Origin of the sequence: Paraburkholderia sp. GAS42 (genome assembly GCF_050436565.1) — a bacterium.
Classification (GTDB): domain Bacteria; phylum Pseudomonadota; class Gammaproteobacteria; order Burkholderiales; family Burkholderiaceae; genus Paraburkholderia.
In genome coordinates this window covers 18,744-41,643 of record NZ_JBNDML010000001.1, presented here as the reverse complement: position 1 = coordinate 41,643, position 22,900 = coordinate 18,744, and the positions used below count along the sequence as shown (strand labels likewise).

Below are 22,900 nucleotides of genomic sequence, written 5' to 3'. Positions count from 1 at the left end.
AGTTCATCCTCGATGTCGGTTCATGGCAGCGCGGTCGCCGCGTCCGGAACGGACGTGCGACTGCGCCGCGATGCACAAGGTGCATCGCTACCAGGTGGCTCGAATCAGGACAAAACGGGCGGTGCGCGTGGCTGCGCCGACGTAAGGGGCGCAACGCGGCGGAGGCTTTCGAAACGTGTGACGCTTCGATGCTGGAACACCCAGACGGTGCCCGCGAACACAGTCTCGGCGCTGGGCAGCGCGGGCGCATGTGCGAAGAGATTGCAGTAACCGCACGCCTGCAGATGCGACAGCGTGGTGTGCGGGGAAGGGTGGTCGCCTGTGAGATTGTCCGCCGGGTCCGACGCGCCTTGCGCGGAGCAGTAGACGGACAGCAGCGCGTCGACGCGCCCGTTCGTTTGTAGCGCCTGCGAGATGGTCGGCGCAAGCGTCGCCATCAGGATTGCCAGCAATCCGAGGATACTGCCAATCTTCTGCAGTCTGCGGCGCAGCATGGTTGACCGGAACGGGCGTGGATGTCGGCGAATTATGCCACTGCTTTCAGCGCGGATACGGTTATTTGCACGCGGTCATCCGACAGCAGCGGATGACCGCAACGGCCGCGTCAGCGGCCTGCCTGAGGCGCTGAATGTTCAAGACGTCTGCTTGATGTCTTCGAGCTTCCAGCTCTTGTCGAACCACCGTGCGAGCGGACCATACAACCGGAAAATCGTGAACCAGCTCTTGCCGGGAATGGTTTGAATCCAGTTGCCTTCCTTACCTGCCGGCGCCTTGGGTCCGAAATACAGATCGACGGAGCCGTCGGCGTTCTTCACCAGTCCCTTCTCGCTCGACAGACTCGGGAACTGCTGGTCCGTCTGCAGCATCGAGCGCGTCTGAGTGTCGTACAGCACGACCGACCAGAAGTTCTTCACCGGCACATTCGGCGGAACGTGCAACGTGTAGTCTTTCGCGCCGTCGAACGGCTTGCCGTTTGCATCGAAATTGCCAGCGGCGTACTGCGAGCCGATGCCCGGCATCGCGATGGCCATCGCGGGTGTGTCGACGGTCGCGGCATAGAAGAACATCGTGCGGGCGTCGAAGTTGCGCGCGCCGCCATTCAGCCATTCATAGCTGCCGCCGACAAATGGGGTGTTCCAGTGGCGATCCGGATAGATGAGCACGGCCTTGTCACGATTGGAGAAGTCGATCGCGCGCGCCGTGGCGTTGCCGACCGCGACGGCGTCGGTGAGGATCTTCGTCATCCGTGCGTCGGGCTTGAACGGCTGACCTTTCACGATGCCGATCGACGCGAAGAGACCGGTCATGTCAGGACCGTAGACGCCGGCCGGCTCTTCCTGGATGATCTCGTTCACTTCGTCATAGAACTTGATGGTGTTGGCGTGCACCGTATTCATGACCTTGCCCGACATGTCGACGAACTTCGTCGCGGGAGGCGTGCTCGCCTGTGACAGCGGATAGACGCGCAGATGGGCCTTCAGGCTCGCGACGCCCGGACGCGGGTCGCCGTTCTTCATGAAGGCGCGGCCGAACAGCAGATTGCCGAACGTCGGCGACTTCACGATGATGTAGCCGCTTTTCGGCAAGTCGCCTTTGTAGCCGGGCGGCACGAACAGATACTTGCCGCCTTTGCCCTTGTCGGGGCCGGCGTTGCCGAGGTCCGTGACATAGCGGAACCAGAAATCGTCGACGACGCCGAGGATGTTCGGCGGGGTTTCGACCACGACGGGGCCGTCCTTCAGGTCCATCCAGTTCCAGAAGTACACCGTTTCGGTATTCGCCGTCAGGAACAGCGACTTCGAATCCATCAGCGATTCGAAGATGCCGATCGTGCTGCCTGTTGCGCCCACTTCCCGCAAGCCTGCCCGAAGCGCGACCAGCGATGCGCCCGGAATGCCGTTGAGAAACGCTTCGACGCCGCGCGTGAAGTCGAGGTTGTCGTAGACCTTCTGCGCGGTCTCGGGTGTCGGGACGCCGTCGGTGAAAGTGAGCTGGCCGATGCGTGTATCGACCTTGTCCGGCGTGGTGATTTCGGGCGGGATGGGGGTGGTCATCTTCAGCGCGGGCGGAGCAGCCAGCGCCGGTACGAATGTCGACGCGCACATCGCGGTCAGACAGGAAGCAACGCTGCGTTTAATCATCATCTTCTTGTTTACGAAACCTCCACGCGGGTGTGTGAATCCCGTCAGAATCAACGGGTTAATAAGCACATTGCCGGCACTATTATTACCTGCTCGATCGTGGTGCATATCCCAAAAAGTCTTTAACGCAGACAGATAGACGATTTCTGGTGTCGCGAGGGATGCCGGACATTGTAATGAACGGTTTCCGTATCTTTTCCTTCGCGCTTGACGGGCGCTCTACAATGCATGCCATTCGACGTCACGTCATTCCGATTTAATCCGATCATGCATGATCTGTTTTCCAGAACCACCGTCGCTGCGCTCTCGCTGTTCGCACTCGCTTCGATCGCCGGCTGCTCGACTGCGCCCCAGCCGAAATTCCAGCAGGAGCTGTTCGACACCGGCGTAAGCCCTTACGCGCGCAATTTCAACGCGAGCAGCACGGACACCTGTGAGGCGGCGCGTCGTGCGCTATTGAGTCAAGGTTATATGACGACCATGACGCGCACCGACACGATCGACGGCACGAAGAATTTCCAGCCGAACGGCGATTCGCATGTTGTCGTGGAATTTCACGTCGTCTGCACGCCGGGCGACGAGGCGAGCGATACGAGCATCGCGTATGTGAACGCGGTGCAAAACGGCTTCACGCTGAAGAAGAGCGATACGTCGGCGAGCGTGGGCCTGAGTGTGCTCGGTTCGCTATCGCTGCCGATCCGCTCGAACAGCGACGCAATGGTGAAGATCTCGAGTGAGACGATTCCGTCGGGCAAGTTCTACGACCGTTTCTTCGCGCTCGTCGATCACTATCTGCACACGGTTGTGCGCACGTCGCCGGTGGTGCCGGATACGGTTGTGACTCGCGAAATTCCGCCGGATCCGGCGGTGAGCGTGGCGGGGCAGGCGGCCGCGCCGCTGCCGGCGAGCGACGGCCTCGCGCCGGTTCTGGCGCCGCTCACGCCCTGATCGCATGACCGGACCGCGCGGCCGGATGATCCGGCGCGCGGGTTATTTAGCGGTTATTCCTCCGCTGCGGCGGCCTTGCGCGGACGACGCGCCCGCGGCGCTGTTTTGCGTGCGGTTTTCTTTGCTTTCGGCGCGGGCTCGTCGGGTTGCGCGGAGTGCTCCGGTTGCGCTTCCGGCCCGGACGACAGCGGGATATCCACCGGCGTGTCAGGCGCGCTGGGTGCATGGGCCGCCTCTGCAACCTCGGCCGATTTCGCTTTCTTCGCTGATGTTTTCCGGCTTCCGCGTCCCTTGCGACGTGCTGCGGCCGGCTCGGCGGGTGCCGCCGGTTCGGTCACGGCTTCCGTCGAGACGGACATCTCGGAGGCGGCGAACACGTCTGGCGTAACAGGCAGCTCAACGTCGGCGACTGCGACCGGTTCCGGCGCGGCCTGCCTGCGGGCGCCGCGTTTCGAGCGGGCCTGACGCGGATTCACCGGCTCGCTGCGCGCCGCGCCGCTATTGCCGCGAAACACGAAGGTGCCCGATTTTTCATCGCGGCCCACTTCGAAGAGGCCACGCGCCTGCGCTTCTTCGAGCAGATTGCCGAACGCGCGAAAGCCGTAATACGACTCGCTGAAATCCGGCTTGCGTCGCTTGATCGCATCCTTCAACGCAGAAGCCCACACCTTGCCGCTGTCGCCGCGTTCAGTGACGAGCGCATCGAAAGTCTGCACGGCGATCTCGATCGCTTCACTACGACGCGATTCGATATCTTCGCGACGGTGCTTCTCTTTGTCGGTCGAGCGTTCCGCGACAGGCTGCGCTTCTTTTGAGCGCTTTGCCGCGGCGCGCTGGCTTTCGCGGGCGAGGTCGTCGTAGAAAATGAACTCGTCGCAATTGGCGATCAGCAGATCGGAGGTCGACTGCTTCACGCCTACGCCGATCACCTGCTTCGCGTTTTCGCGCAGCTTGGAGACGAGCGGCGAAAAGTCGGAGTCGCCGCTGATGATGACGAACGTGTTGACGTGCGACTTCGTATAGCAGAGATCGAGTGCATCGACGACGAGCCGGATGTCGGCGGAGTTCTTGCCTGACTGACGCACGTGCGGAATTTCGATCAGTTCGAAGTTCGCCTCATGCATCGCCGATTTGAAACCCTTGTAGCGTTCCCAGTCGCAATACGCTTTCTTGACGACGATGCTGCCTTTTAGCAGCAGACGTTCGAGCACGAGCTTGATGTCGAACTTTTCGAATTTTGCGTCGCGCACGCCGAGCGCGACGTTCTCGAAGTCGCAGAAGAGCGCCATGCTAGGCGTGTCACTGGATGAAGTCATGTGATTGTTCTCCCGTTGGTCGGGCTGGTGCAGGAATAACCCGCAGCATAACGGTCTTTTGAACCGGTGCCCCGCGCGGCGATATCGGACAGTGCGCGGACCGCGTTGCTGTTCGCCCTGATGAACACCGAAAGGCTTTATTCACGGGCTGGAATGCGCGCGGACCACGCCTTCATTTGAACCTCTGCCTTTTAAAGTTCCACCCCGGTTTGCCGATATCTAATCGAGGCCTGGGTGCGGATGCCCGTTAATCGGCACAGTACCGAAACCGGTGTCATTAAACGGCCGTTCGATTCAGGCGGCCGTTTTTTATTTGTGTTCTTGCGGTGAAACGGAGTCCCGCAAAGACTGACTGATACCAGGAAGGAGTTACGTCGTATGCGCGCATCGCGCCTGAAATCGATTGCGGGGCACGCCGCCGCGCTTATGTTGTTCGCGAGCCTCGCAGCGTGCGGCGGCGGTGGGGGTGGCGACAGCGCCCCCGCGGCCGGAACCGGTGCGCCGGTCAACGTCCCTTCAGGATCCGTCCAGGCACTCCAGCCGGCATGCACGGGCTGCTCGGCCGTCGATGCGTCGACGTATTCCGGTAGTGGCACGGGCGTCTGGCAGGCCGACAACATCGGCACGTCTCCGACGAATGTGCCGCTGTCGATCAACGGTCTGCGCGGCCAGAAGGTGACGCTCGTATTCACGAACGAAAGTTCGGCAAATCAGACGATGCCAGGTATTGCGCTCACGCAGAGCGTGACGGTCGCGCATTCGCTGCTGCAATCGGAAAGCGCAGCCAGTGCTCAAGGTGAAGACCCGACGCTCGCCGCGATCCGCCAGTTCAACTACAAGGGCTGGGCCGATCTCGCCAGCACGGCGAAGTCGCAGGCCGTGATGCGTTCGCAGGTTGCCGTGCCGTCGAGCCCGTCGGCGTCTTATAGCGTCAACGCGCAGCGCGATTTCTACTATTCGGACCTTTCGCTGCGCCACACCACGCTGGAAGAGCAGGCCACGACGCAGGACGGCACCACCATCAACCTGTGGGTGGAGAACACCGAACTCGGCACGACGCAGATGACGCCTGCGCTGGTCCACACGCTGCTCATGAGTTACGCCCAGCCTGGCGGAATCTACGACATGGTGACGGGCGTCGGCGGGAAACTGTATGGGCCGAATTCGCAGACTGTGCTGATCGACGGCACGAACCAGCCGATCGATCTCGTCGTGCTCAACTTCAATCACGACGGCAAGGCGTTCGGCACCATCGGCTACTTCTGGGGATTGAACGACTTCAAGAAAGGCACCGGCCAGAGCGCGTACAGCAACGAATCGATTTCGCTGTACCTGGATTCGGAGACGCTGTATCTGGGTGGCGCGTCTGGCTTTCAGCAGATGCTGACGACCATGGCGCACGAAAGCACGCACATGCAGAACTTCTACCGCCGCGCGGTGCTGATGGGCTCGCAGTACGCGTTCGAACCGTGGCTCGAAGAAATGTCGGCGATGATGATGGAGGACTGGACGAGCTTCAACATCGACCCGACGCATGCATTCAATGCGATCCGCGATGTGCGCTTCTACGACTTCATGACGTACAACAACCACGGCAGTTATAACTGTGGACTGACCAACTGGACGCCGTTCGCGACCGACTGCGAAAGCTATTCGGTGTCGGGCTCGTTTGGCGGCTTCCTGAACCGTCAACTGGGCCTTGCGTTCTACAAGGCGCTCCTGACCAACAAGGGCCAGACAGATTCGCTCGCCATTCTGAACGACGTGATCAACCAGATCCGCCCGGGTTCGAGCGTGCAGCAGGAACTGCGTCATTTCTCGGCGGCGGCAGAGGGCTTGATCCCGGCGACCACGAACGTTGCGCAATATGCGTTTCCGGCTCGATCGGAAGGCGGCTTCACGCTGCCTGCGATCGACCCGACTTCGTCAGAGTATCCGCGTGCGTTGCCGGCGGCGGTGCCGGCCGTGCTGATGAGTCTCGGCAGCTTCCCGGTGGTGCGTCCGGCCGTGACGGGCACCTACACCGAAACAGTGCGCGTGCCACCCGGGACGACGCTGTCGGTGATCATCGACTGATGTCGAAAAAATGTGCTTGAATCAGGCTGCTTCCAGTGGGAGCAGCTTTTTTTGTGTCTGGTTTGCCAGTGATGCGAGGTGCGGTTCGATGTTCAGCATGAAGTCCAGTCACCCGATGCTTCACGGGTTCAAACGGCTTTTCGCGCTTGCGTTGCCGCTTGTGATGAGTGCGGCATGTGCGAGCGGTGTGAGTAGCGTGAATGGCGTGAGCCTGGGCGGCCCGGTTGAGCTGTCGGGCAAGCTCGTATTGCGCGGCAACGATCCGTTTGTCTACCCGGTCGTCTACGACGCGCGTGGCGTGTGGGAACTGCAGGGTGTACCGAAGGCGCAGGCTTCCGCGTTGCAAAACCGGCAGGTGAGCGTGCGCGGCACCGTGACACGTCTCGACCCGGGCGGCTTCCAGTTGCCGGCGGTGCAGGTCAAGTCGCTGGAGCAGAAGGGCGCGCCGGCAAACTGACCCGCGACCTTACGCGCCTGAATCCGTGCCCGAAGTCACGCCTGATTCTGTGTCTGAAATCGCGTGGCTGGACCCGCATCGCTTCAACCCTGACCAGGCGACGACGCAGCCTGCCGCCGGCTTTCCCACGCCGGCATGACCTGACACACAATCAGTCCCGCCAGCATCAGCACGCACCCGACGAGCGCGCGGCCGGGCAACGTTTCGCCCAGCACCAGCCAGCCCGCGAGTGCGGCGAACACGCCTTCCATGCTGAAGATCACGGCCGCGTGCGCTGGCGCGGCATCCTTTTGCGCGACCACCTGAATCGTGTACGCGACGCCGACCGACAGCGCGCCGCCATAGAGGATCGTCGGCGCGGCGCGCACGATATCGGCGAGCCGGAGCGGCTCGCACGCAAGCCCGATCGCAAGGCACACCACGCCGCACGTGACGAACTGCACGAGCGCGAGCATCAGCGGATCGTGGCGGCGCGCGAAGCGTCCCACCAGCATCACCTGCGCCGCGATCACGAATGCGCCGGCAAGCTGATACCAGTCGCCGTAGAGAATGGAGAATTGCTCGTTGACGCTCAGAAAATACATGCCGATCGCCGCCAGCAACGCGCCAAGCCACGTGCCGATCGCTGTTTCATGACGCGCGAGCACCCCCATCAGCGGCACGATAACGACGTACAGCGAGCTGATAAAACCGGCGTTCGCGACCTTCGTGTACTGCAGCCCGATCTGCTGCATCGAGATCGCAACCGACAGCAGCAGCCCGAGTACGGCGCCCGATGCGAGCAGTTCGCGTGAAACCGTCCTCGTTGTCACAGCCGACGCGGCGCGCGCCCGCGACTTCCGCAGATACAGCAGCAGGCTGAACACCACGGTCGCGCCGAGAAGAAAACGCAGGCCGGTGAACAGGAAAGGCCCGATCACGTCAAGGCTGAGCCGTTGCGCGACGAAGGCTGAGCCCCAGATGAGGGCGGCGACCAGCATCAGCAGGTTTGCGCGAAGGTGTTTGCGGCTGTCGGGATTCAAAACGGACACACTCTCTGATTTCAGAGCGCACATGATACGCGGACGCGCGAAACTGCCCGGCGTCGAGCGGTTATCGTCAGGTCATTCGGGGCAAACGCGCGGGTCAAACGCGCCTTTCCGGCGGCCGGAAAGCGGCATGAACGCCGGTCAGGGACCAGGGCCAGAATTCGGTCCAGGAGTGGGTCCAGGATGGGGCTGTGGAGCGGTGAAGGCAGAACGAAAGAAACGTGTCTCCCGGAAAATACATATCGGCTTTTATGAGATGACAAACCGCCTACGCTAAGTGATACTCCCCGCGGGGAGCCGCCTGGCGACGCCGTCACCGAGTGCGCTTTACCGCGTCGTACTTATTCATTCACATTGATCAAGTCGGTCAGGTTTGGGGAAAACAACATTATGAAGAAGATCATCGCCTCGCTCGTCGCAGCCTCGTTCGCACTCGTGTCGTTTCAGGCTTTCGCTCAAGACGCATCCGCACCGGCCGCTGCCAGCGCAGCCAAGCCGAAGCACTCGCACAAGCAGCTGAAGACGCACGGCAAGCGCGCCAAGGTTTCGGAAGCCGCATCGGCTGCCGGCACGAACGACAAGGGCGCACCGCAGTAAGCTGCCCCGTTCGGAGGGACTGGCCCAGCGGGCCGCTCCGTCAGCGAAAACCGTCAGCGAAAAGCAGAAAGGCCAGGGTTTTTGCCCTGGCCTTTCTGTTTGCGCGGCGGCTTTTGAAGCGGACCCTGTCTCGCCGTGTTGAGCGGCTGCCGGACGCCTATTTTGCGTCGCCCGCGAGGCCGCGTTGCAGCACGTCGGTCAGGAGGCCGGTCATGCCTTCCGGATGCGCCGCGGCGCGTTCCTTCAACTGCGCGACGAGATCCGCATTCAGCTTGCACGCGAACGGGACGAGGCCCTGTTCCTGATCGAGCTTGCGCTGCGTGCGGCGATCGAGCGCCGGCTGCGCCGCGGGCTTGCCAAAGCGCTCAGCCGACGACTTCTTCAGATCGTTGGCCAGCTTGAGCGCCTTGTTCTTCTCAAGGTCGAATTTTTTCATTGCCATGCGGGATGCCCCTGCGGAATAGGTGAATGTGAATGATCCCGCATTGTACGCACCCCGCGAGGTGCGCCATTGGTGCGCGGTTCAATGCGGGCGCATCGAGGCACTTCAAGGCGGGTTATGCCCGGGTTTTCACGCGGTCTGGCGGCATGCCTGGCGCGTCGTCGCGCCGGCCTGCGAGGCTGTCCATCAGCGAGCGCATGCGCTGCCAGTGCGTGCCTTCCCAGAACACGCGGCGGCAGACGTCGCAGGTAACGAATCGCACATGCCGCTCCAGTACGCCTTCCGGCGCACGTCCGACGACGTCCTCCTTCGCGATGCGCCGCAGCGGCGCATTGCACGCCAGACAAAGCCGGAACGGCTGCGCGCTGCCCGCCAGATCGAGCCGGTCGAAGATCTCGCGCAGCTGCACCTTCGGCTTCAGCGCGCGCACGTAGCAACCGTGCGTGATCGTGCGACGCTTCAGCAGTTCGCGGTCGCGCGTGAGCACGATGCGGTGGTCGCTCGCTGCGATGGCCTCGATGTCTTCGTCGGGATAGTGGTTGTCGTACAGCGTATCGAAGCCCGCGAGACGCAGCAGTTGCGCGAGGCCGCCGAGATGCGCATCGGCGACGAAACGCATCACGCGTAACGGCCGCTCGCGCACGCGCAGAAGCGGCTGGATATCGAGCGACTCGAACTTCGGATAGACGGCGACGCGATCGCCGTCCTCGAGCGGATGGTCGAAGCCGACCGATTCACCATTCACGAGGATCAGTTCGACTTCGGTGTGCGGCACGCCGATCGCTTCGATCATGTGCTTGGCAGTGGCATTGCGCGCGCACTCGCAACTGAACGTGCATCGCCTCAAAGGACGCGCGATGAAGTCGTTCAGCTCCTCGTAGAACCGGAATGTCGCCGTGACCATGTCGCCAGTATCGCACCGTGTCGCCTGCGGTGTGCGGATGCATCTGTCACGCGGGTGTGGTCTACTTCCGGTTCGTTAGAAGGAGGAGGTCCAGCATGAACATCGGATTTATCGGTCTCGGCGAGATGGGCGTCGCGATGGTCGCAAACATTCTGAAAGCCGGGCACACCGTGCGCGTGTGGAACCGTTCGCCGGAACGGGCCCAGGCGCTGGCGGCTGCTGGCGCGCAGGTCGTCGCCACGCCGGCTGAAGCCTTCGCGGGCGACGCGGTGTTCTCGATGCTCGCGGACGACGCCGCGCTGCGCGAGGTGGTCGATAGCCAGCTGCTGGAGCATGCGCCGCGCGGACTGATCCACGTCAACATGGCGACGATTTCCGTCGCGCTCGCCGAGTCGCTTGCGCATGCGCACGCGGAGCGCGGGTTGAACTACGTCGCGGCGCCTGTACTGGGCCGGCCAGACGTCGCGGCCGCGGGCAAGCTCACCATCGTCGCGGCCGGCCCCGCCGAAGCGATCGATCTCGTGCAGCCCGTGTTCGATGCGATCGGCCAGAAGACATGGCGCATCGGTTCGCTGCCGCAACAGGCGAACGTGATGAAGCTGGCCGTGAATTTCATGCTGGCATCGGCCGTCGAGACGCTCGGTGAGGCGTCGGCGCTGCTCACCGGCCATGGTGTCGCGACTCAGGATTTTCTCGACGTGATCACGAACAGCATTTTCCCCGGACCGGTTTATCAGGGCTACGGGAAGATGATCGCGGAACAGCGGTACGAGCCGGCGCTCTTCAAGGCGCGCCTCGGGCTGAAAGACGTACGGCTTGCGCTGGCGGCTGCCGATACGGTGTCGACGGCGCTGCCGGTCGCGAGTGTCGTGCGCGACAGCCTGCTCGACGCCGTCGCGCACGGTGAGGGCGAGATGGACTTCGCGGTGCTCGGCAAGGTGTCGGCGCGTCGCGCCGGGCGGTGAAGTTCGCCACGGCCGGTGTGCAGTGTTGCGGTGCGCGGCCCGGGCCTGGGCTTGTCCGGATGGCTAACGCTGCGTCGCGGCCCGTACGGACAGGCATAATGGTCGTCCATTTCGATTTCCTACATTGGCATCTGTCATGAGTTTGCATACCTGGTGGCTGTTCGCCGCCACCGTTTTTGTCATTTCAGCCATTCCCGGGCCGAACATGCTCCTCGTCATGACGCACGGCGCGCAGCACGGCCTGCGCCGTTCGGGCGCGACGATGGCGGGCTGTCTGTCGGCGCTGGTGCTGATGCTGTCAGTCTCGGCGGCTGGTCTCGGCGTATTCCTCGAAGCGTGGCCGACAATGTTCAACGCGCTGCGTCTGATCGGCGCGACGTATCTGGTATGGCTTGGCATCAAGGCATGGCGCGCGCCCGTCGACGAAGCCGCTGCCGCGAATGCCGATGTGCTTGCGGCGAAGCCGGAGCGTCCGCGCGCCGCGTGGTTGATGTTCCGCAATGGCTTTCTGGTCGCGAGCAGCAATCCGAAGGCGATCCTGTTCGCCGCTGCATTGCTGCCGCAGTTCATCGACGCGAGCCGTCCGACGCTGCCCCAATTCGGTGTGCTGGTCGCAACGTTCGCGGTGATCGAAGTGAGCTGGTATCTCGTGTACGCGGGGTTCGGCACGCGCATCGGCGCGAAGTTGAAGAGCCGTAACGTTGCGCGGGCGTTTAACCGGCTGACCGGTGGCGTGTTCGTCGGCTTTGGGGCAATGATGGCGCTGGTCCGACACTGAGCCGCGCGGCATGGAATGCACGAAACGCCGGGGTCCGCCCCGGCTTTTTTTGTCCGTACGCGTCCCGGAGCATGCGTTGCGCCGCGCCGCCGGAGTGATACATGCGGCGTGGGTTTTGTGCAGTGCGCAATAAGTCGTCCGATCTGCAAAAAAATGAAATTTACGCGTCGATATGCGGATCAAAGCACATAGACGTTGCTGTTACTGTGGGACGCTCGTCTTCGCGTACCACATAGTGGGCGCAACGCGCCGCGGTGCCTCGCGATACGTCGCAATACGTCGAAAAACAGAATCTGTCCGGAGACAGCCATGTGTGGCCGTATCCTGCTTGCCGATCGCGATAACGACGCGCTGACCTGTCTCGTCAATCTGCTCGAAGGCATGGGCTTTGAGACGGCGGCTGCCCACTCCCGCGAAGAGCTGTTGCAGACGGTTCCGCATTTCCAGCCCAATGTCGTAATCGTGGACTGCGCAATACCCGGCGTGGACCGGCACGGAATGGCGCGTGTGCTGCGCGCCCGCAATCCCGGACACACGATGCTGCTGATCGCGCTCACCGGCTGGGGCCAGCCGCAGCAGGGCGATGCGCTCCTCGCGGCAGGCTACGACGTCCATCTGGTCAAGCCCGTCGGTCTGGATCAACTACGCTTTATCCTTTCGATGATCGATGCCTGATCGGCGCCCGAATGTCGCGCGCACGCAACGAAGAGTGATCGCTCTAGTTTTCATGTTGCGCTGCACCAAGTGCTTTGCTATATTTACTCCTGTCTCCTCCATGTCTCCTCTGATATGGATTCAGCCCGCCCCAGTTGGTGGGCTTTTTTTTGCCTGAAATTCCGCCGCACCGCGCATGCATTGGCGTCGCGTCGTAACGCGCGCGGTTCAGGACCCCGGTCAGAACCTGTATGACAGCGCCACGAACGTGATGATCGGGTCGGCCTTCAATTCAGCTTTCGATACACCCAGTTCCGTACCGTCAGCCGCCTTGATGATGACCGACGAGGTCGTTTTCAGCGGGATATAGGTGACGGACGCTGTCAAACCCCAGTGATCGGTGATGCTGTACATCGCGCCCACGTTGAACACGGGCTGCCACGACGAAGATGCCTTCCCTTCGACCGTCGTCCTGCCCGGCTTGCCCGCGCCCGCGGCCAGCACCGCGCCGAGATTGTTCTGCGTCGACGTGACGAAGTTGTTGCCCAGCTGGATGTCCGAGAACCAGTTGTACGACACGCCGAGCCCGATGTATGGCCTGAACTTCGCCGTCGCCGACGCGAAGTAATACTGGAAGATCACCGCCGGGCTCCACTGACGCACGCTTTTCACGATCGGGTTCGACGACGGGTCGCCGAGATCCTGGATGCCGAGCGCGCCGGCTGGCCCCGGTGGCTTGATCATGCCGTGGCCGTAGATCTTGAACGTCGGCGGAATGCCGGCCACCGAGGTCACCGCCAGGTGATCGGTGAAGAAATGGCTGATGACAAGGCCGGCGGTGTCGGCGTTGCTGGTCGACAGGCTGGTGCCTGCCGACGTGAACGAGCTCGGCAGCCGGAGCGGCGTATTGATCGGCGTCGGCGCGACGTGGGTAGTGAGCGGCGTGCTCGAATCCTGTGGCATCACGTGAAACCAGCCGAGTGACACGACGTTGTCGCCCGCATGCTGCGCGTGAGCGCCCAGCGACGCTCCCGCGGCCAGCGCCGCGATAATGATTTTTCTCATTCTGTTCCTCCTGATGCGGGCGCTCCTGCTGCGCCGCGCGGCGAGATGCTGCGCTCGCCGGCCCGCCGCGTGCTCGTCGGACGCCGGCTGCGGCGCCACCGGAGTGGGCCGCGGCCGGCAAGCGGTCGCCTCGTTACGTTTTTGCCTGACCGGTGCTTCGCCGTTACTGGACGAAGGCGCCGATGGTGAAGTACGGCGATTGAGGCGCCGACAGGTCCAGGTAACCGAACACGCCACCCGTGAAGATGAACTTGCCCGTAGACGCACTCCCTGCCGCTGCGCCCGTATGGAGCGACGTCACGACACCGGGAATGGCCTGCGTGTAATTGAGGTCGAGGGCAGTCGCGAGAGACGCCTGCGAGGGCTGGAACGGATCGAGCAGCGTCGCCTGTGCGCCGGCCAGCGCGGTGGTGCGATAGTCGAACTGGCTGTCGACACCGATGTACTCGCCGTCCTGCGAACCTTGTGTGATCACCGATTGCGGCGAGAGGATCGAGATGCCGGATTCGTCGTCGGCGACCGGGCCCGTGATGCCGGTCTGCGGATCGAGACCGGCCTTCGAGCTGGCCGCGCCGGTACGCACGAGAATCGGGACGTTCTGGCCGCGCAGTTTGCCGACGATCATGAAGCCCCTGGCGACCGGCGAGAGCGCGAGCGTCGGCTTGGCCTGACCGAGGAATTTGTCTGTTTCGAACGCGCCGCTGCCGTCCGCCGACTGCACGAGGTTCGTGCCCGGCTGCTGGCATTTGCCGGCGTTGATGCCCGTGTTGTCGCACTCGGTCCAGGTGCCGTCGGCGTTGATCGTGATCTTCGAGTCGACGGTGACCGGCGCGAAACTTTGCGACGGAATCTGATGGTAGCCGAGCTGGTTATACGTGCCCGCGACGTTCGCGATGTTCGTTTCAATCGACGAAAAGCCGATGAACGGGTAGTAAGGGAACGTCGTATCGGGCACGGCGCCCTGACCGAGAATGCCGTCGAACTGGATTTCCGCACCGGGAATCGTGCCGCCCGCAACGCCTTCGCCCACGAAAATGCGCGCCGGCCGGTTCGGATCGAGGCTCGCGCCGTTCAGGCGGAACGCGCACTGATTGAGCTTCTGGGTCGGCAGTAGCGTTTCCATCGTCAGTGTGCCGTTCGCAGACTGGCCCTTACGGGTCGGCGAGACCGTGCCCCTGGCTTGCGGAATCGGCGATTCGAGATAGTTGATCTGCCACGTCATTTTCGTGGTGTCGAGTTGGAGCTTGACCAGTTCGCCATCGCCGCCGCCGCCAGTGAAGACGGTGCTGTAGTCGAGCGATGCCGGGCAGAGCCGGACCGGCGCGGGTGCCGGCGGATCGCCGCCGCCGCTGCCGCACGCGCCGAGCATCGGCGCGGCGAGAGCCAGCGTCGCGAGAATTTTCCAGTTCATACAGCGCCTCCTTGAGGTTCTAGTTGTGGATGGCCGGCTCCCAGTCCAGCCATCTCCTGCTTTAGTGCGTCACGGTGGTGCGTGGTCCCGTTCGCCGCGTTATTTGCTGATCTGTGCGCCGATGCCGAAGTAGGGGACGCTGGAGTTGTCGGTGCCGGTTGTCGAGTTGACGTTCGCCGAACTTTTCGTCACGCCGCCGTTCTCCGCACCGTTGACGAACACCGCGTACAGCCCGCCGGCGCCGATCATGTTGCCGCCGTTGCCGCTCGCGTCCTGCACGGTCAAGAGACCCGGATGATGCTGCGTATAGCTGATGCCGACGCCGCCTTCAGATGCCTGCGTCGACGGATTGATGAAGGCGCCCACCTGGCCTTGCAGCAAGGTCGCGGTGTACTTGAAGTTGGAGTCCGCGCCGACGTAGCCACCGTCGATCCCGCCCGACTGGATCTGTGTGGCGGGCGCGAGCATGCCGATGCCGGATTCGTCGTCGAGTGCGGGCGGCAGGTTCAGGCTCACGACGCCGGTACGCACCACGAGCGGAATCACCTGGCCGTTGACCTTGCCGAGGATCATGTTGGCGCTTGCGCTGCGCGGGAACGTGAAGACGCCTGCGATCGTCGGAGCGGGCAGCAACTGTGGCGCGTCGGCACTCGTAAAGTACGAGCCGTTCGGGTTGGCCGCCCACTGGCCGCCGGTCGAGACGCAGGCAGGGTTGCTCGAACCCGATGGCACGGAGCAGTGACCGGCGCCGTCGAACGATTCCTGGCCCGTCGTCGCGATCGTCGTGTAGTTGTTCGACGGGCGCAGATGGTAGAGCAGCGCGTTGTAGTCGCCCTTCAGATCGGCGAGATTTGTATCGACGTTCGCGAAAGCCAGGAACGGATAGAAGTCGAAATTGCGCCCCGGCACCGGAAACAGGCTGGGACCGGACGGCAGGGTGATCGGCAAGCCAAGCGCGGCGAACAGCGGATTCAGGTTCAACGGATCGATACCGCCGTACTGGATGGATGCGCCGGGGATACCGCCGCCGGCAACGCCCTGGCCGACGAGGATCATCGGCGGATTGGCCTTGTTGAAGGTTGAGGCGGTCGAGTACGTCGAGCCGTCCGAGGCCGTCCCGCCTGTCGGGACCAGGATGAACGCGCAGCGCGTCTGTTCGGCCGTGGGCAACGCGCCTGCGGGAGGATGCATCACGGAACCGTTGAGCTGTACGCCTTTGCGCGTCGTCGTGACCTGACCGGCGGAGGTCGGCACTGGCGATTCCAGGAATTTCAGCGAGTACGTCATCGCCGTCGCATCGATGTTCAGCTGGACGACCTCACCACTCCCGGCACCGCCCAGATAGGTGCTTTTGACGATATCCGCATCCGCGGGACACAGCGGCGCCGGACCGGCGCCCTGGGTCGGCGGACCTTGCACGCCACAGCTTGCGCCAGCACATTGCGCTGAATTGATCGCACCGGGATCGTCGGCTTTTCCGCCGCCGCATGCGGCAAGCAATGGCGCAGTAATCATGGCCAGAGCCACGCCTTTATAAATGGCATGTGACATGCTGCTGTCTCCCTTCGTTTAATTTGCGTTGTAATTTCGCTGCGCGTTTATACGCTGTCAATTGATAGAACCGTCTAAAAAAGGCGATTCAAACAGCGCGCAAATGGCCCGTCGTGCACCACAGCACGATTCACGAGGCTTTTAAACAAAACAGATTTTTTTGCTGCGGATGCGGCGTTGTTGTTTCCCCGCAAGCCCTCGTTGGGCAGGCGTTTTGGGCAAAATGCGCCTATCTTCATCGAACGACCGTTCGTGAAAAAATCGGGAAATTCCCTATGCGGTAAAGTGTGCCTTCCTGCGCGCGGCCGGCATTAATTTCCGATCATTTCCCGTGAACTGGATTATCGGTTTCGGAGTAATTCGGGCAATTACTGATTAATGTAAGTTTGTTTAACAGCGAATCTGCCAGGCAAATAAAAAAGCCGGCTTTAATGAAAGCCGGCTTTAAACTGTTTGTATGGGCTGGGCGGTGATACCGCCCACGATTTGCGAAATCAGCGTTTCAGGCCGCGCTCTTCGTCGGCGCCGATGGCGAGGTTCATACACTGGATCGCTGCACCTGACGCACCCTTACCGAGATTGTCGAGGCGGGCCACCGTCACGAAACGTTCTTCGCTGCCGAACACGAACAGGTCGACGCGATTGGTGTCGTTGTTCGCCTGCACGTCGAAGAAACCGCTGTCGAGGTTGTCATCGGCGTTGAACGGCGCGACGCGCACGAACGTTTCGCCTGCGTAGTACTCGGAGAACAGCGCCTGCACATCCTGCGGCGTGGCCTTGCGCGCCAGTTGCGACGGCGAGAAGTACGTCGTGACGGCGAGACCCTTATAGAAATTGCCGACGATCGGCGTGAACACCGGCGCGGACTTCAGGCCCGTATGCGCGGCCATTTCCGGCAGATGCTTGTGCGTGAGCCCCAGCGCATACGGACGCGGGCTCGCGAGCTTCGCGTCGCCGCCGGCTTCGTAGTCCGCGATCATTTTCTTGCCGCCGCCGCTGTAGCCGGTGATCGAATAGCTGTGCGCCGCGAAATCCGGCGTCACAAGGCCCGCCTGTACGAGCGGGCGCATGGCCAGCACGAACGCCGATGCGTGGCAGCCCGGCACGGCAATCCGCTTCGCCGAGCGCAGGCGCTCGCGCTGCGAGCGGGCCAGCTCCGGCAGGCCGTACGCCCAGTCGGCGCTGGTGCGGAAGGCAGTGCTCGCGTCGATCAGCACAGTGCGATCGTTGTCGACGAGCGAAGCCGATTCGCGCGACGCCACGTCCGGCAGGCACAGGAACGTCACATCCGAAGCATTGATGAGACGACGGCGCTCGTCGAGATCCTTGCGCTTCGCTTCTTCGATGCGCAGGATTTCCACATCGGCGCGCTGCGACAGGTATTCAAAAATCTTCAGGCCGGTCGTGCCTTCCTGTCCGTCGACAAAAACTTTCGTGCTCATCTTGATCTCACTGGCTTGCGGGTGCGGGGAAACGCGGACGCCACGCGGCGCCGGAACGCCATTTTAAGACCGTATGGCGGCGCGCGTGCGGAAAGCGTCGGCGAAAAAAGACGGTGCGCCACGTAAATGACGCTGGAATGACGGCGTTGAAGCGCAGATGCAAGGCGTTGAAGGCGGATTGCGCTGGACGGCGGTGTTTCACACCGCCCGCGTAACCAGAGCAACTGCCCCGAACAACGTCGCCCCGGATTCGCGCCCGTGGCCTTCTCGCCGCACGTCGCGGCAACCGTCTCAACCCTGCCGGTTGCCGCTCCAGCGCGCCGTGACGGCCGCTACCCGTGCGCCGAACACTTTCGCGGTGTCGAGATCGCCTTGCGGCGGCGCTTCTTCGGGGGAGGCGTCAGCCGGCGATTGCGTCAGCAGCCCGGAGAATCCGCCGACGTAGTTCAGGTCGTTGCGTGTCGCGGCTTTCGTGTTCGACGGCATGATCCCCACGCCTGCCCAGATCATGCTGTGCTGCATCGCGAGCGAGATGAAGTACTGGATCGTCGAAAACTTGTCGCCGTTCATCGTCGCCGAGTTCGTGAAACCCGCGGCGATCTTGTCCTTCCAGCTTTGTATGAGCCACGGCTTCGAACTGGCATCGGCGAATTTCTTGAAGTCGGCGGACGCCCCGCCCATGTAGGTCGGCGCGCCGAAGATGATGCCATCGGCCGCGTCGAGCTCGGCCCAGCCCGCTTCGTCGAGGTCGCCGACGGCGATCAGCTTTGCGTCCGCACCGGCGTCGAGCGTGCCGGCGAGCACGGCTTCGGCAACCTTCTTTGTATGACCATAACCGCTGTGATACACGATGACGATTTTCGACATGAGCAATCTCCGATGCAGGTTGGGCGAAGCGTGGACAATCGGCGGTGCGGGCGCGCCGGTTGTCGCATTGGATCAAGTTTAGTCGCGGCGTGCTGCTGAGGGAGGCGGCCAGGCTGCCGCGCTATCGTCCGTACGTCACCACCATCCGCGCCGACCCCAGTGTCGCGGTACCGATCTCATGCTCGAACATCAGTGCCGGACGACCCTGTGCGATCCGCAGACTCGATGTGTTGAGCGCGTAGATCGTCACGACATAATGATGCGGTTTGCCGGCCGGTGGACACGGACCGCCGTAGCCCTCGGTATCGAAATCATTGCGCGCCTCGACGGCGCCCAGTTTTTGCAGATAACCGGAAGCGCTCGCGTTCTCAGGCAGCTGGTTGACACTCGACGGAATGCCGGCGACTGCCCAGTGCCACCAGCCGCGGCCAGGCACGTCAGGATCGATGATGGTGACGGCGAAGCTGCGCGTGCCGGCTGGTGCGTCGTGCCATGACAGTTGCGGCGAGCGGTTGCCGCCCTTGCAGTCGTCCTGATCGAAGACCTGAGCGACGTCGACGGGGCTGCCTGCATGAAGACTCGTACTCGAGAGCCCGAACGTGCCCTGCGCCAGCGCGCGCGGACCCTGGGCGGCGACCAGCGCCAGACTGGATATTGCCAGCGCGAAAGTGGGCAGATGAAAACGGAGCGAAGCAGGCGATACCACGAGGCAACGCGAACGCATTTACCGGTTCTCCTGTCAGGGTCGTGACGCGGCCATCGTCACGAGGATTATTGTCCCTATTTTGCGCTCCGGCGTCGATTGTGACCCGGTGAGGTGTTTGTTTGAGACGATTCCCTTCCCTGAAAGGGCCGTCGCGCAAGGAAATCGGCTATATTCGGATCAATTGCGAAGTGGTCGGGACCGCAGGCAAGATTAACAAATCTAGAATACGTTAAATGACCGAAGCATCGTCATTTGGCTTTCGTCGAGGGAGCGCATGCAGGAGAACATCAGAGTCGTGGTGGCCGACGACCACCCAGTCATTCTGTTCGGTGCCGAGAACGCATTGCTCAAATTCCCGGGGATCGAGGTCGTTGCGCGAGCAAAGCAATCCACTGAACTGATCCACATTCTCCAGACCATCCCCTGCGACGTGCTGGTGACCGATCTCGCCATGCCGGGCGGCCAGTACGGCGACGGCCTGCCGCTCATCAGCTATCTGCGCCGCAATTTCCCGACGCTCGCCATCGTGGTGCTGACGATGCTCGAAAATGCCGCGTTGCTCAAACGTCTGAGCGATCTGGGCGTCGAATCGGTCGTCAACAAGTCGGACGATCTGAGCCACATCGGGCTCGCCGTGCAACACGTCCACCGCAAGATGGAATATATGAGCCCGTCGGTGCGCGCGGCGCTCGATACATTGCGCATGAATTCCGGCGGCAAGACCAGCGAAGTGATCCTCTCGCGACGGGAACTCGAGGTGGTGCGGCTGTTTGTGTCCGGCATGACGATCAAGGAAATTTCCGAACAGCTGAGCCGGAGCATCAAGACCATCAGCACCCAGAAGAACACGGCGATGCGCAAGCTTGGCCTCGAGCGCGATTCGGAACTGTTCCAGTACGCGCAGAGCAATGGCTTGCTGAACCTGTCTTCGTACACACCGGGGGATGCGGGCTGAGTTTGCGTCCGTGCTATTGATCTGTAGCGCATAAAAAAACCGCCTGTCTTTCGGACAGGCGGTTTTTTTACTAGCCGGGATCGGCGCGGCGGATGCTGCAGCCTCCGGCCTCAGCCTGCCAGAGGCTTAATGCTTACTGCGGTGAAGCCGTCGCGCCACCATGTGCTGCCGACCATTCGGCCGGCGCGTGCAGAAATTTCTCGACTTCGTCGAGTGTCTTCGTTTCGAAGTAGCCCGCTTGCTTCGCGACGCGCAGCACGTCCCACCACGTGGCGAGTGCGTGCAGATCGACGTCGATGTCTTTCAGCACCGACACGCTTTCCTTGAAGATGTTGTAGTGGAACAGCACGAAGCAGTGGTTCACCTGCGCGCCGGCCGTGCGCAGCGCGTTGATGAAGTTGATTTTGCTGCGGCTGTCGGTGGTCAGGTCTTCGACCAGCAGGACGCGCTGGCCTTCGGTCAGCAGACCTTCGATCTGCGCGTTACGGCCGAAACCCTTCGGCTTCTTGCGCACGTATTGCATCGGCACCATCAGGCGGTCGGATAGCCACGCCGCAAACGGGATGCCAGCGGTTTCGCCACCGGCGACGGCGTCGATCTGCTCGTAGCCGACGTCGCGCAGGATCGTGGCTTCAGCCATTTCCATCAGGCCGCGACGCACGCGCGGATACGAGATCAGCTTGCGGCAGTCGATATAGACCGGGCTCGCCCAGCCGGACGTGAAAATGTACGGTTTTTCCGCGTTGAAGTGCACGGCCTGCACTTCGAGCAGCATCTTGGCGGTCGTGTCGGAGATCGTCTGGCGATCGAAGCCTGTCATGGGCGGATCCTTGGGTGTCAACGGGGAGGGCGGGCGCGGGGCCCGGTGGCGTAGCAAGCGCGGCATTTCGCAACGCGACGGGCGGAGCGTCATGGACGGCTCGTGGCTGATCGCAGGCGAAATACGCGGCCGGGCAGTTGATCGGCCGGTTTGCTACACGCGTAGCCCGCGATTTTACCCGATCGGGACCGTTCCGAGGAGCCCTGTGACGCGGGAATTGCCGCGCAACCGGCCTGCGCGGCGCGCGACTGCACCTGATTGCCGGCTTTTTGGCCAGGTTGTGACGGCAGAGGCGCCCCTTTACACTCACGCGATTTTCCAGTGCGTTTCCGCCGGCCCCATGAACACCGTTCCTTCCTCCTCCGCTTCCGCTACGTCCGACCGCCGTGGCTACGCGGCCCGCGCGCTGATCGCATCGGTGCTCGGCTACGCAATGGATGGTTTCGACCTGCTGATTCTCGGTTTCATGCTGCCGGTGATCGCACTCGACCTTCATCTGTCGTCGGCGCAGGCCGGATCGCTGGTCACGTGGACGCTGATCGGCGCGGTCGCGGGCGGTGTCATTTTCGGTGTGCTCAGTGACTACTTCGGCCGCGTGCGGATGCTGACGTGGACGATCCTGATCTTTGCCGTCTTCACGGGTATGTGCGCGCTTGCGCAGGGCTATGCCGACCTGCTCGCGTACCGGACGATCGCCGGCATCGGCCTTGGCGGCGAGTTCGGCATCGGCATGACGCTCGTCGCAGAAGCGTGGCCGGCGTCGCAGCGGGCGCGCGTGTCGTCGTATGTCGGGCTCGGATGGCAACTCGGTGTGCTGGCCGCGGCGCTGCTGACCCCGCTTCTGCTGCCCATCATCGGCTGGCGCGGCATGTTCGCGATCGGTCTGCTGCCGGCGGTCGTGTCGTTCGTCGTGCGCAGGCGCGTCGAAGAGCCGGCGTTGTTCAGCCAGCATGCTGAACGCGCCAGCCGCCATGAACGGCGCCGGTTGCCGCTGAAACTGCTGGTGGCGGACGCGCGCTCGATGCGCGTGAGTCTCGGCGTCACCATCCTGTGTTCGGTGCAGAACTTCGGTTACTACGGCCTGATGATCTGGCTGCCCAGTTATCTCTCGAAGACGTTCGGCTACTCGCTGACGAAATCGGGTTTGTGGACTGCGGCAACCGTGATCGGCATGGGTTGCGGCATCTGGCTGTTCGGCATGGCCGCCGACCGCTTCGGCCGCAAGCCGGCGTTCCTGTTCTATCAGGCGGGCGCCGTGGTGATGGTGTTCGTCTATGCGCATCTGTCGACGCCATTCGCGTTGCTGATCGGCGGCGCGGTGATGGGCGTGTTCGTCAACGGAATGATCGGCGGCTATGGTGCGCTGATCTCGGAACTGTATCCGACCGAAGCGCGCGCCACGGCGCAAAACGTTCTGTTCAATATCGGGCGTGCGGTGGGCGGTTTCGGGCCCGTCGTGGTGGGCGCGCTGGCGGCACGGTTTTCGTTCGGCGCGGCGCTTGGCCTGCTCGCGTCGATCTATCTGCTCGACATTGTCGCGACGTTGTTCCTCATTCCGGAGCGACGCGGGACGTTGCTCGAATAAGCACGTTTTCGCGCTCGAAGACGCCACGCGGCATGCTGCGTCGCAGCATGCGTCAGCCTTGTTTCGTGCCCTGTCTGCCGCTGTAAACCCGACGTGTAATGGTGGATGCGGGGTGTACACTGGTCGACCCGCCAAACGTTCCGCATCGTCTTGCCCAACGCCCAGGTTCGACGCCGCGCCTAACCGGCACAG

The 22,900-nt window shown here is 62.6% G+C and carries 22 protein-coding genes; 9 read left to right on the top strand and 13 right to left on the bottom strand.

Features of this window, described 5'->3' with window-relative positions; all coding sequences use genetic code 11:
- Positions 1-104: 104 nt before the first annotated feature.
- Together P3T16_RS00195 and P3T16_RS00190 are read right to left on the bottom strand one after the other, a co-directional pair.
- Positions 105-494 carry a DUF2946 domain-containing protein gene (locus P3T16_RS00195; RefSeq protein WP_429340730.1) on the bottom strand — a complete coding sequence of 130 codons (390 nt, stop codon included), beginning with the start codon at positions 492-494 and terminating at the stop codon, positions 105-107.
- 138 nt (positions 495-632) lie between these two features.
- Positions 633-2,054, bottom strand: coding sequence for a DUF1254 domain-containing protein (locus P3T16_RS00190; protein ID WP_429340729.1), 1,422 nt, complete (start codon positions 2,052-2,054; stop codon positions 633-635).
- A 354-nt stretch (positions 2,055-2,408) separates the two neighbouring features.
- On the opposite strand from P3T16_RS00190, the gene P3T16_RS00185 reads away from it, so the two are divergent.
- Positions 2,409-3,089: a DUF2242 domain-containing protein gene (locus tag P3T16_RS00185; protein ID WP_429340728.1), complete on the top strand. Its 681-nt coding sequence runs from the start codon at positions 2,409-2,411 to the stop codon at positions 3,087-3,089.
- Positions 3,090-3,142: 53 nt separating this feature from the next.
- On the opposite strand, the gene P3T16_RS00180 is transcribed toward P3T16_RS00185, so the two are convergent.
- A complete protein-coding gene (locus P3T16_RS00180) occupies positions 3,143-4,405 on the bottom strand; it encodes an NYN domain-containing protein (protein ID WP_429340727.1) in 1,263 nt (420 codons plus the stop codon).
- Between the two features lie 378 nt (positions 4,406-4,783).
- Between P3T16_RS00180 and P3T16_RS00175 the strand changes: the two genes are divergently transcribed.
- Both P3T16_RS00175 and P3T16_RS00170 read left to right on the top strand, forming a co-directional pair.
- On the top strand, positions 4,784-6,481 hold the full coding sequence (locus P3T16_RS00175) for a M30 family zinc metallopeptidase (protein ID WP_429340726.1): 1,698 nt from the start codon (positions 4,784-4,786) through the stop codon (positions 6,479-6,481).
- Between the two features lie 97 nt (positions 6,482-6,578).
- Positions 6,579-6,938 carry a hypothetical protein gene (locus P3T16_RS00170; protein WP_429340725.1) on the top strand — a complete coding sequence of 120 codons (360 nt, stop codon included), beginning with the start codon at positions 6,579-6,581 and terminating at the stop codon, positions 6,936-6,938.
- An 83-nt stretch (positions 6,939-7,021) separates the two neighbouring features.
- On the opposite strand, the gene P3T16_RS00165 is transcribed toward P3T16_RS00170, so the two are convergent.
- The gene (locus tag P3T16_RS00165) at positions 7,022-7,960 is read right to left on the bottom strand and encodes a DMT family transporter (protein ID WP_429341051.1); all 939 of its coding nucleotides are present in this window, start codon (positions 7,958-7,960) and stop codon (positions 7,022-7,024) included.
- Positions 7,961-8,356: 396 nt separating this feature from the next.
- On the opposite strand from P3T16_RS00165, the gene P3T16_RS00160 reads away from it, so the two are divergent.
- Complete coding sequence (locus P3T16_RS00160; RefSeq protein ID WP_429258210.1) at positions 8,357-8,563, top strand: hypothetical protein; 207 nt, start codon at positions 8,357-8,359, stop codon at positions 8,561-8,563.
- A 157-nt stretch (positions 8,564-8,720) separates the two neighbouring features.
- On the opposite strand, the gene P3T16_RS00155 is transcribed toward P3T16_RS00160, so the two are convergent.
- Both P3T16_RS00155 and P3T16_RS00150 read right to left on the bottom strand, forming a co-directional pair.
- Positions 8,721-9,005, bottom strand: a complete 285-nt coding sequence (locus P3T16_RS00155; RefSeq protein ID WP_429340724.1) for a hypothetical protein — start codon at positions 9,003-9,005, stop codon at positions 8,721-8,723.
- Between the two features lie 115 nt (positions 9,006-9,120).
- Positions 9,121-9,909: a Mut7-C RNAse domain-containing protein gene (locus tag P3T16_RS00150; protein WP_429258208.1), complete on the bottom strand. Its 789-nt coding sequence runs from the start codon at positions 9,907-9,909 to the stop codon at positions 9,121-9,123.
- A gap of 56 nt (positions 9,910-9,965) precedes the next feature.
- On the opposite strand from P3T16_RS00150, the gene P3T16_RS00145 reads away from it, so the two are divergent.
- The 3 genes from P3T16_RS00145 (at position 9,966) to P3T16_RS00135 (ending at position 12,327) form a co-directional block, all read left to right on the top strand.
- Positions 9,966-10,874, top strand: a complete 909-nt coding sequence (locus tag P3T16_RS00145; RefSeq protein WP_429258354.1) for an NAD(P)-dependent oxidoreductase — start codon at positions 9,966-9,968, stop codon at positions 10,872-10,874.
- A 136-nt stretch (positions 10,875-11,010) separates the two neighbouring features.
- Positions 11,011-11,652, top strand: a complete 642-nt coding sequence (locus tag P3T16_RS00140; RefSeq protein ID WP_429258207.1) for a LysE family translocator — start codon at positions 11,011-11,013, stop codon at positions 11,650-11,652.
- A gap of 309 nt (positions 11,653-11,961) precedes the next feature.
- Complete coding sequence (locus P3T16_RS00135) at positions 11,962-12,327, top strand: response regulator (protein ID WP_429340723.1); 366 nt, start codon at positions 11,962-11,964, stop codon at positions 12,325-12,327.
- A 219-nt stretch (positions 12,328-12,546) separates the two neighbouring features.
- On the opposite strand, the gene P3T16_RS00130 is transcribed toward P3T16_RS00135, so the two are convergent.
- The 6 genes from P3T16_RS00130 to P3T16_RS00105 all read right to left on the bottom strand — a co-directional run bounded on the left by P3T16_RS00130 (position 12,547) and on the right by P3T16_RS00105 (position 19,366).
- Positions 12,547-13,371, bottom strand: a complete 825-nt coding sequence (locus P3T16_RS00130; protein WP_429340722.1) for an OmpW/AlkL family protein — start codon at positions 13,369-13,371, stop codon at positions 12,547-12,549.
- A 163-nt stretch (positions 13,372-13,534) separates the two neighbouring features.
- On the bottom strand, positions 13,535-14,782 hold the full coding sequence (locus tag P3T16_RS00125) for a DUF2957 domain-containing protein (RefSeq protein ID WP_429340721.1): 1,248 nt from the start codon (positions 14,780-14,782) through the stop codon (positions 13,535-13,537).
- A 99-nt stretch (positions 14,783-14,881) separates the two neighbouring features.
- Positions 14,882-16,333 carry a DUF2957 domain-containing protein gene (locus tag P3T16_RS00120; protein WP_429340720.1) on the bottom strand — a complete coding sequence of 484 codons (1,452 nt, stop codon included), beginning with the start codon at positions 16,331-16,333 and terminating at the stop codon, positions 14,882-14,884.
- Positions 16,334-16,827: 494 nt separating this feature from the next.
- Entirely contained in the window at positions 16,828-17,775 is a 948-nt protein-coding gene (gene argC / locus P3T16_RS00115; protein ID WP_429340719.1) for an N-acetyl-gamma-glutamyl-phosphate reductase, read from the bottom strand.
- Between the two features lie 291 nt (positions 17,776-18,066).
- Positions 18,067-18,642, bottom strand: a complete 576-nt coding sequence (locus P3T16_RS00110; protein WP_429258201.1) for a flavodoxin family protein — start codon at positions 18,640-18,642, stop codon at positions 18,067-18,069.
- A gap of 121 nt (positions 18,643-18,763) precedes the next feature.
- On the bottom strand, positions 18,764-19,366 hold the full coding sequence (locus P3T16_RS00105; protein ID WP_429340718.1) for a YbhB/YbcL family Raf kinase inhibitor-like protein: 603 nt from the start codon (positions 19,364-19,366) through the stop codon (positions 18,764-18,766).
- A gap of 256 nt (positions 19,367-19,622) precedes the next feature.
- On the opposite strand from P3T16_RS00105, the gene P3T16_RS00100 reads away from it, so the two are divergent.
- Positions 19,623-20,303, top strand: a complete 681-nt coding sequence (locus P3T16_RS00100) for a response regulator (protein WP_429340717.1) — start codon at positions 19,623-19,625, stop codon at positions 20,301-20,303.
- Positions 20,304-20,436: 133 nt separating this feature from the next.
- On the opposite strand, the gene P3T16_RS00095 is transcribed toward P3T16_RS00100, so the two are convergent.
- Positions 20,437-21,123 carry an orotate phosphoribosyltransferase gene (locus tag P3T16_RS00095; RefSeq protein ID WP_429258198.1) on the bottom strand — a complete coding sequence of 229 codons (687 nt, stop codon included), beginning with the start codon at positions 21,121-21,123 and terminating at the stop codon, positions 20,437-20,439.
- 340 nt (positions 21,124-21,463) lie between these two features.
- Between P3T16_RS00095 and P3T16_RS00090 the strand changes: the two genes are divergently transcribed.
- Positions 21,464-22,708 carry an MFS transporter gene (locus P3T16_RS00090; protein WP_429340716.1) on the top strand — a complete coding sequence of 415 codons (1,245 nt, stop codon included), beginning with the start codon at positions 21,464-21,466 and terminating at the stop codon, positions 22,706-22,708.
- Positions 22,709-22,900 lie beyond the last annotated feature (192 nt).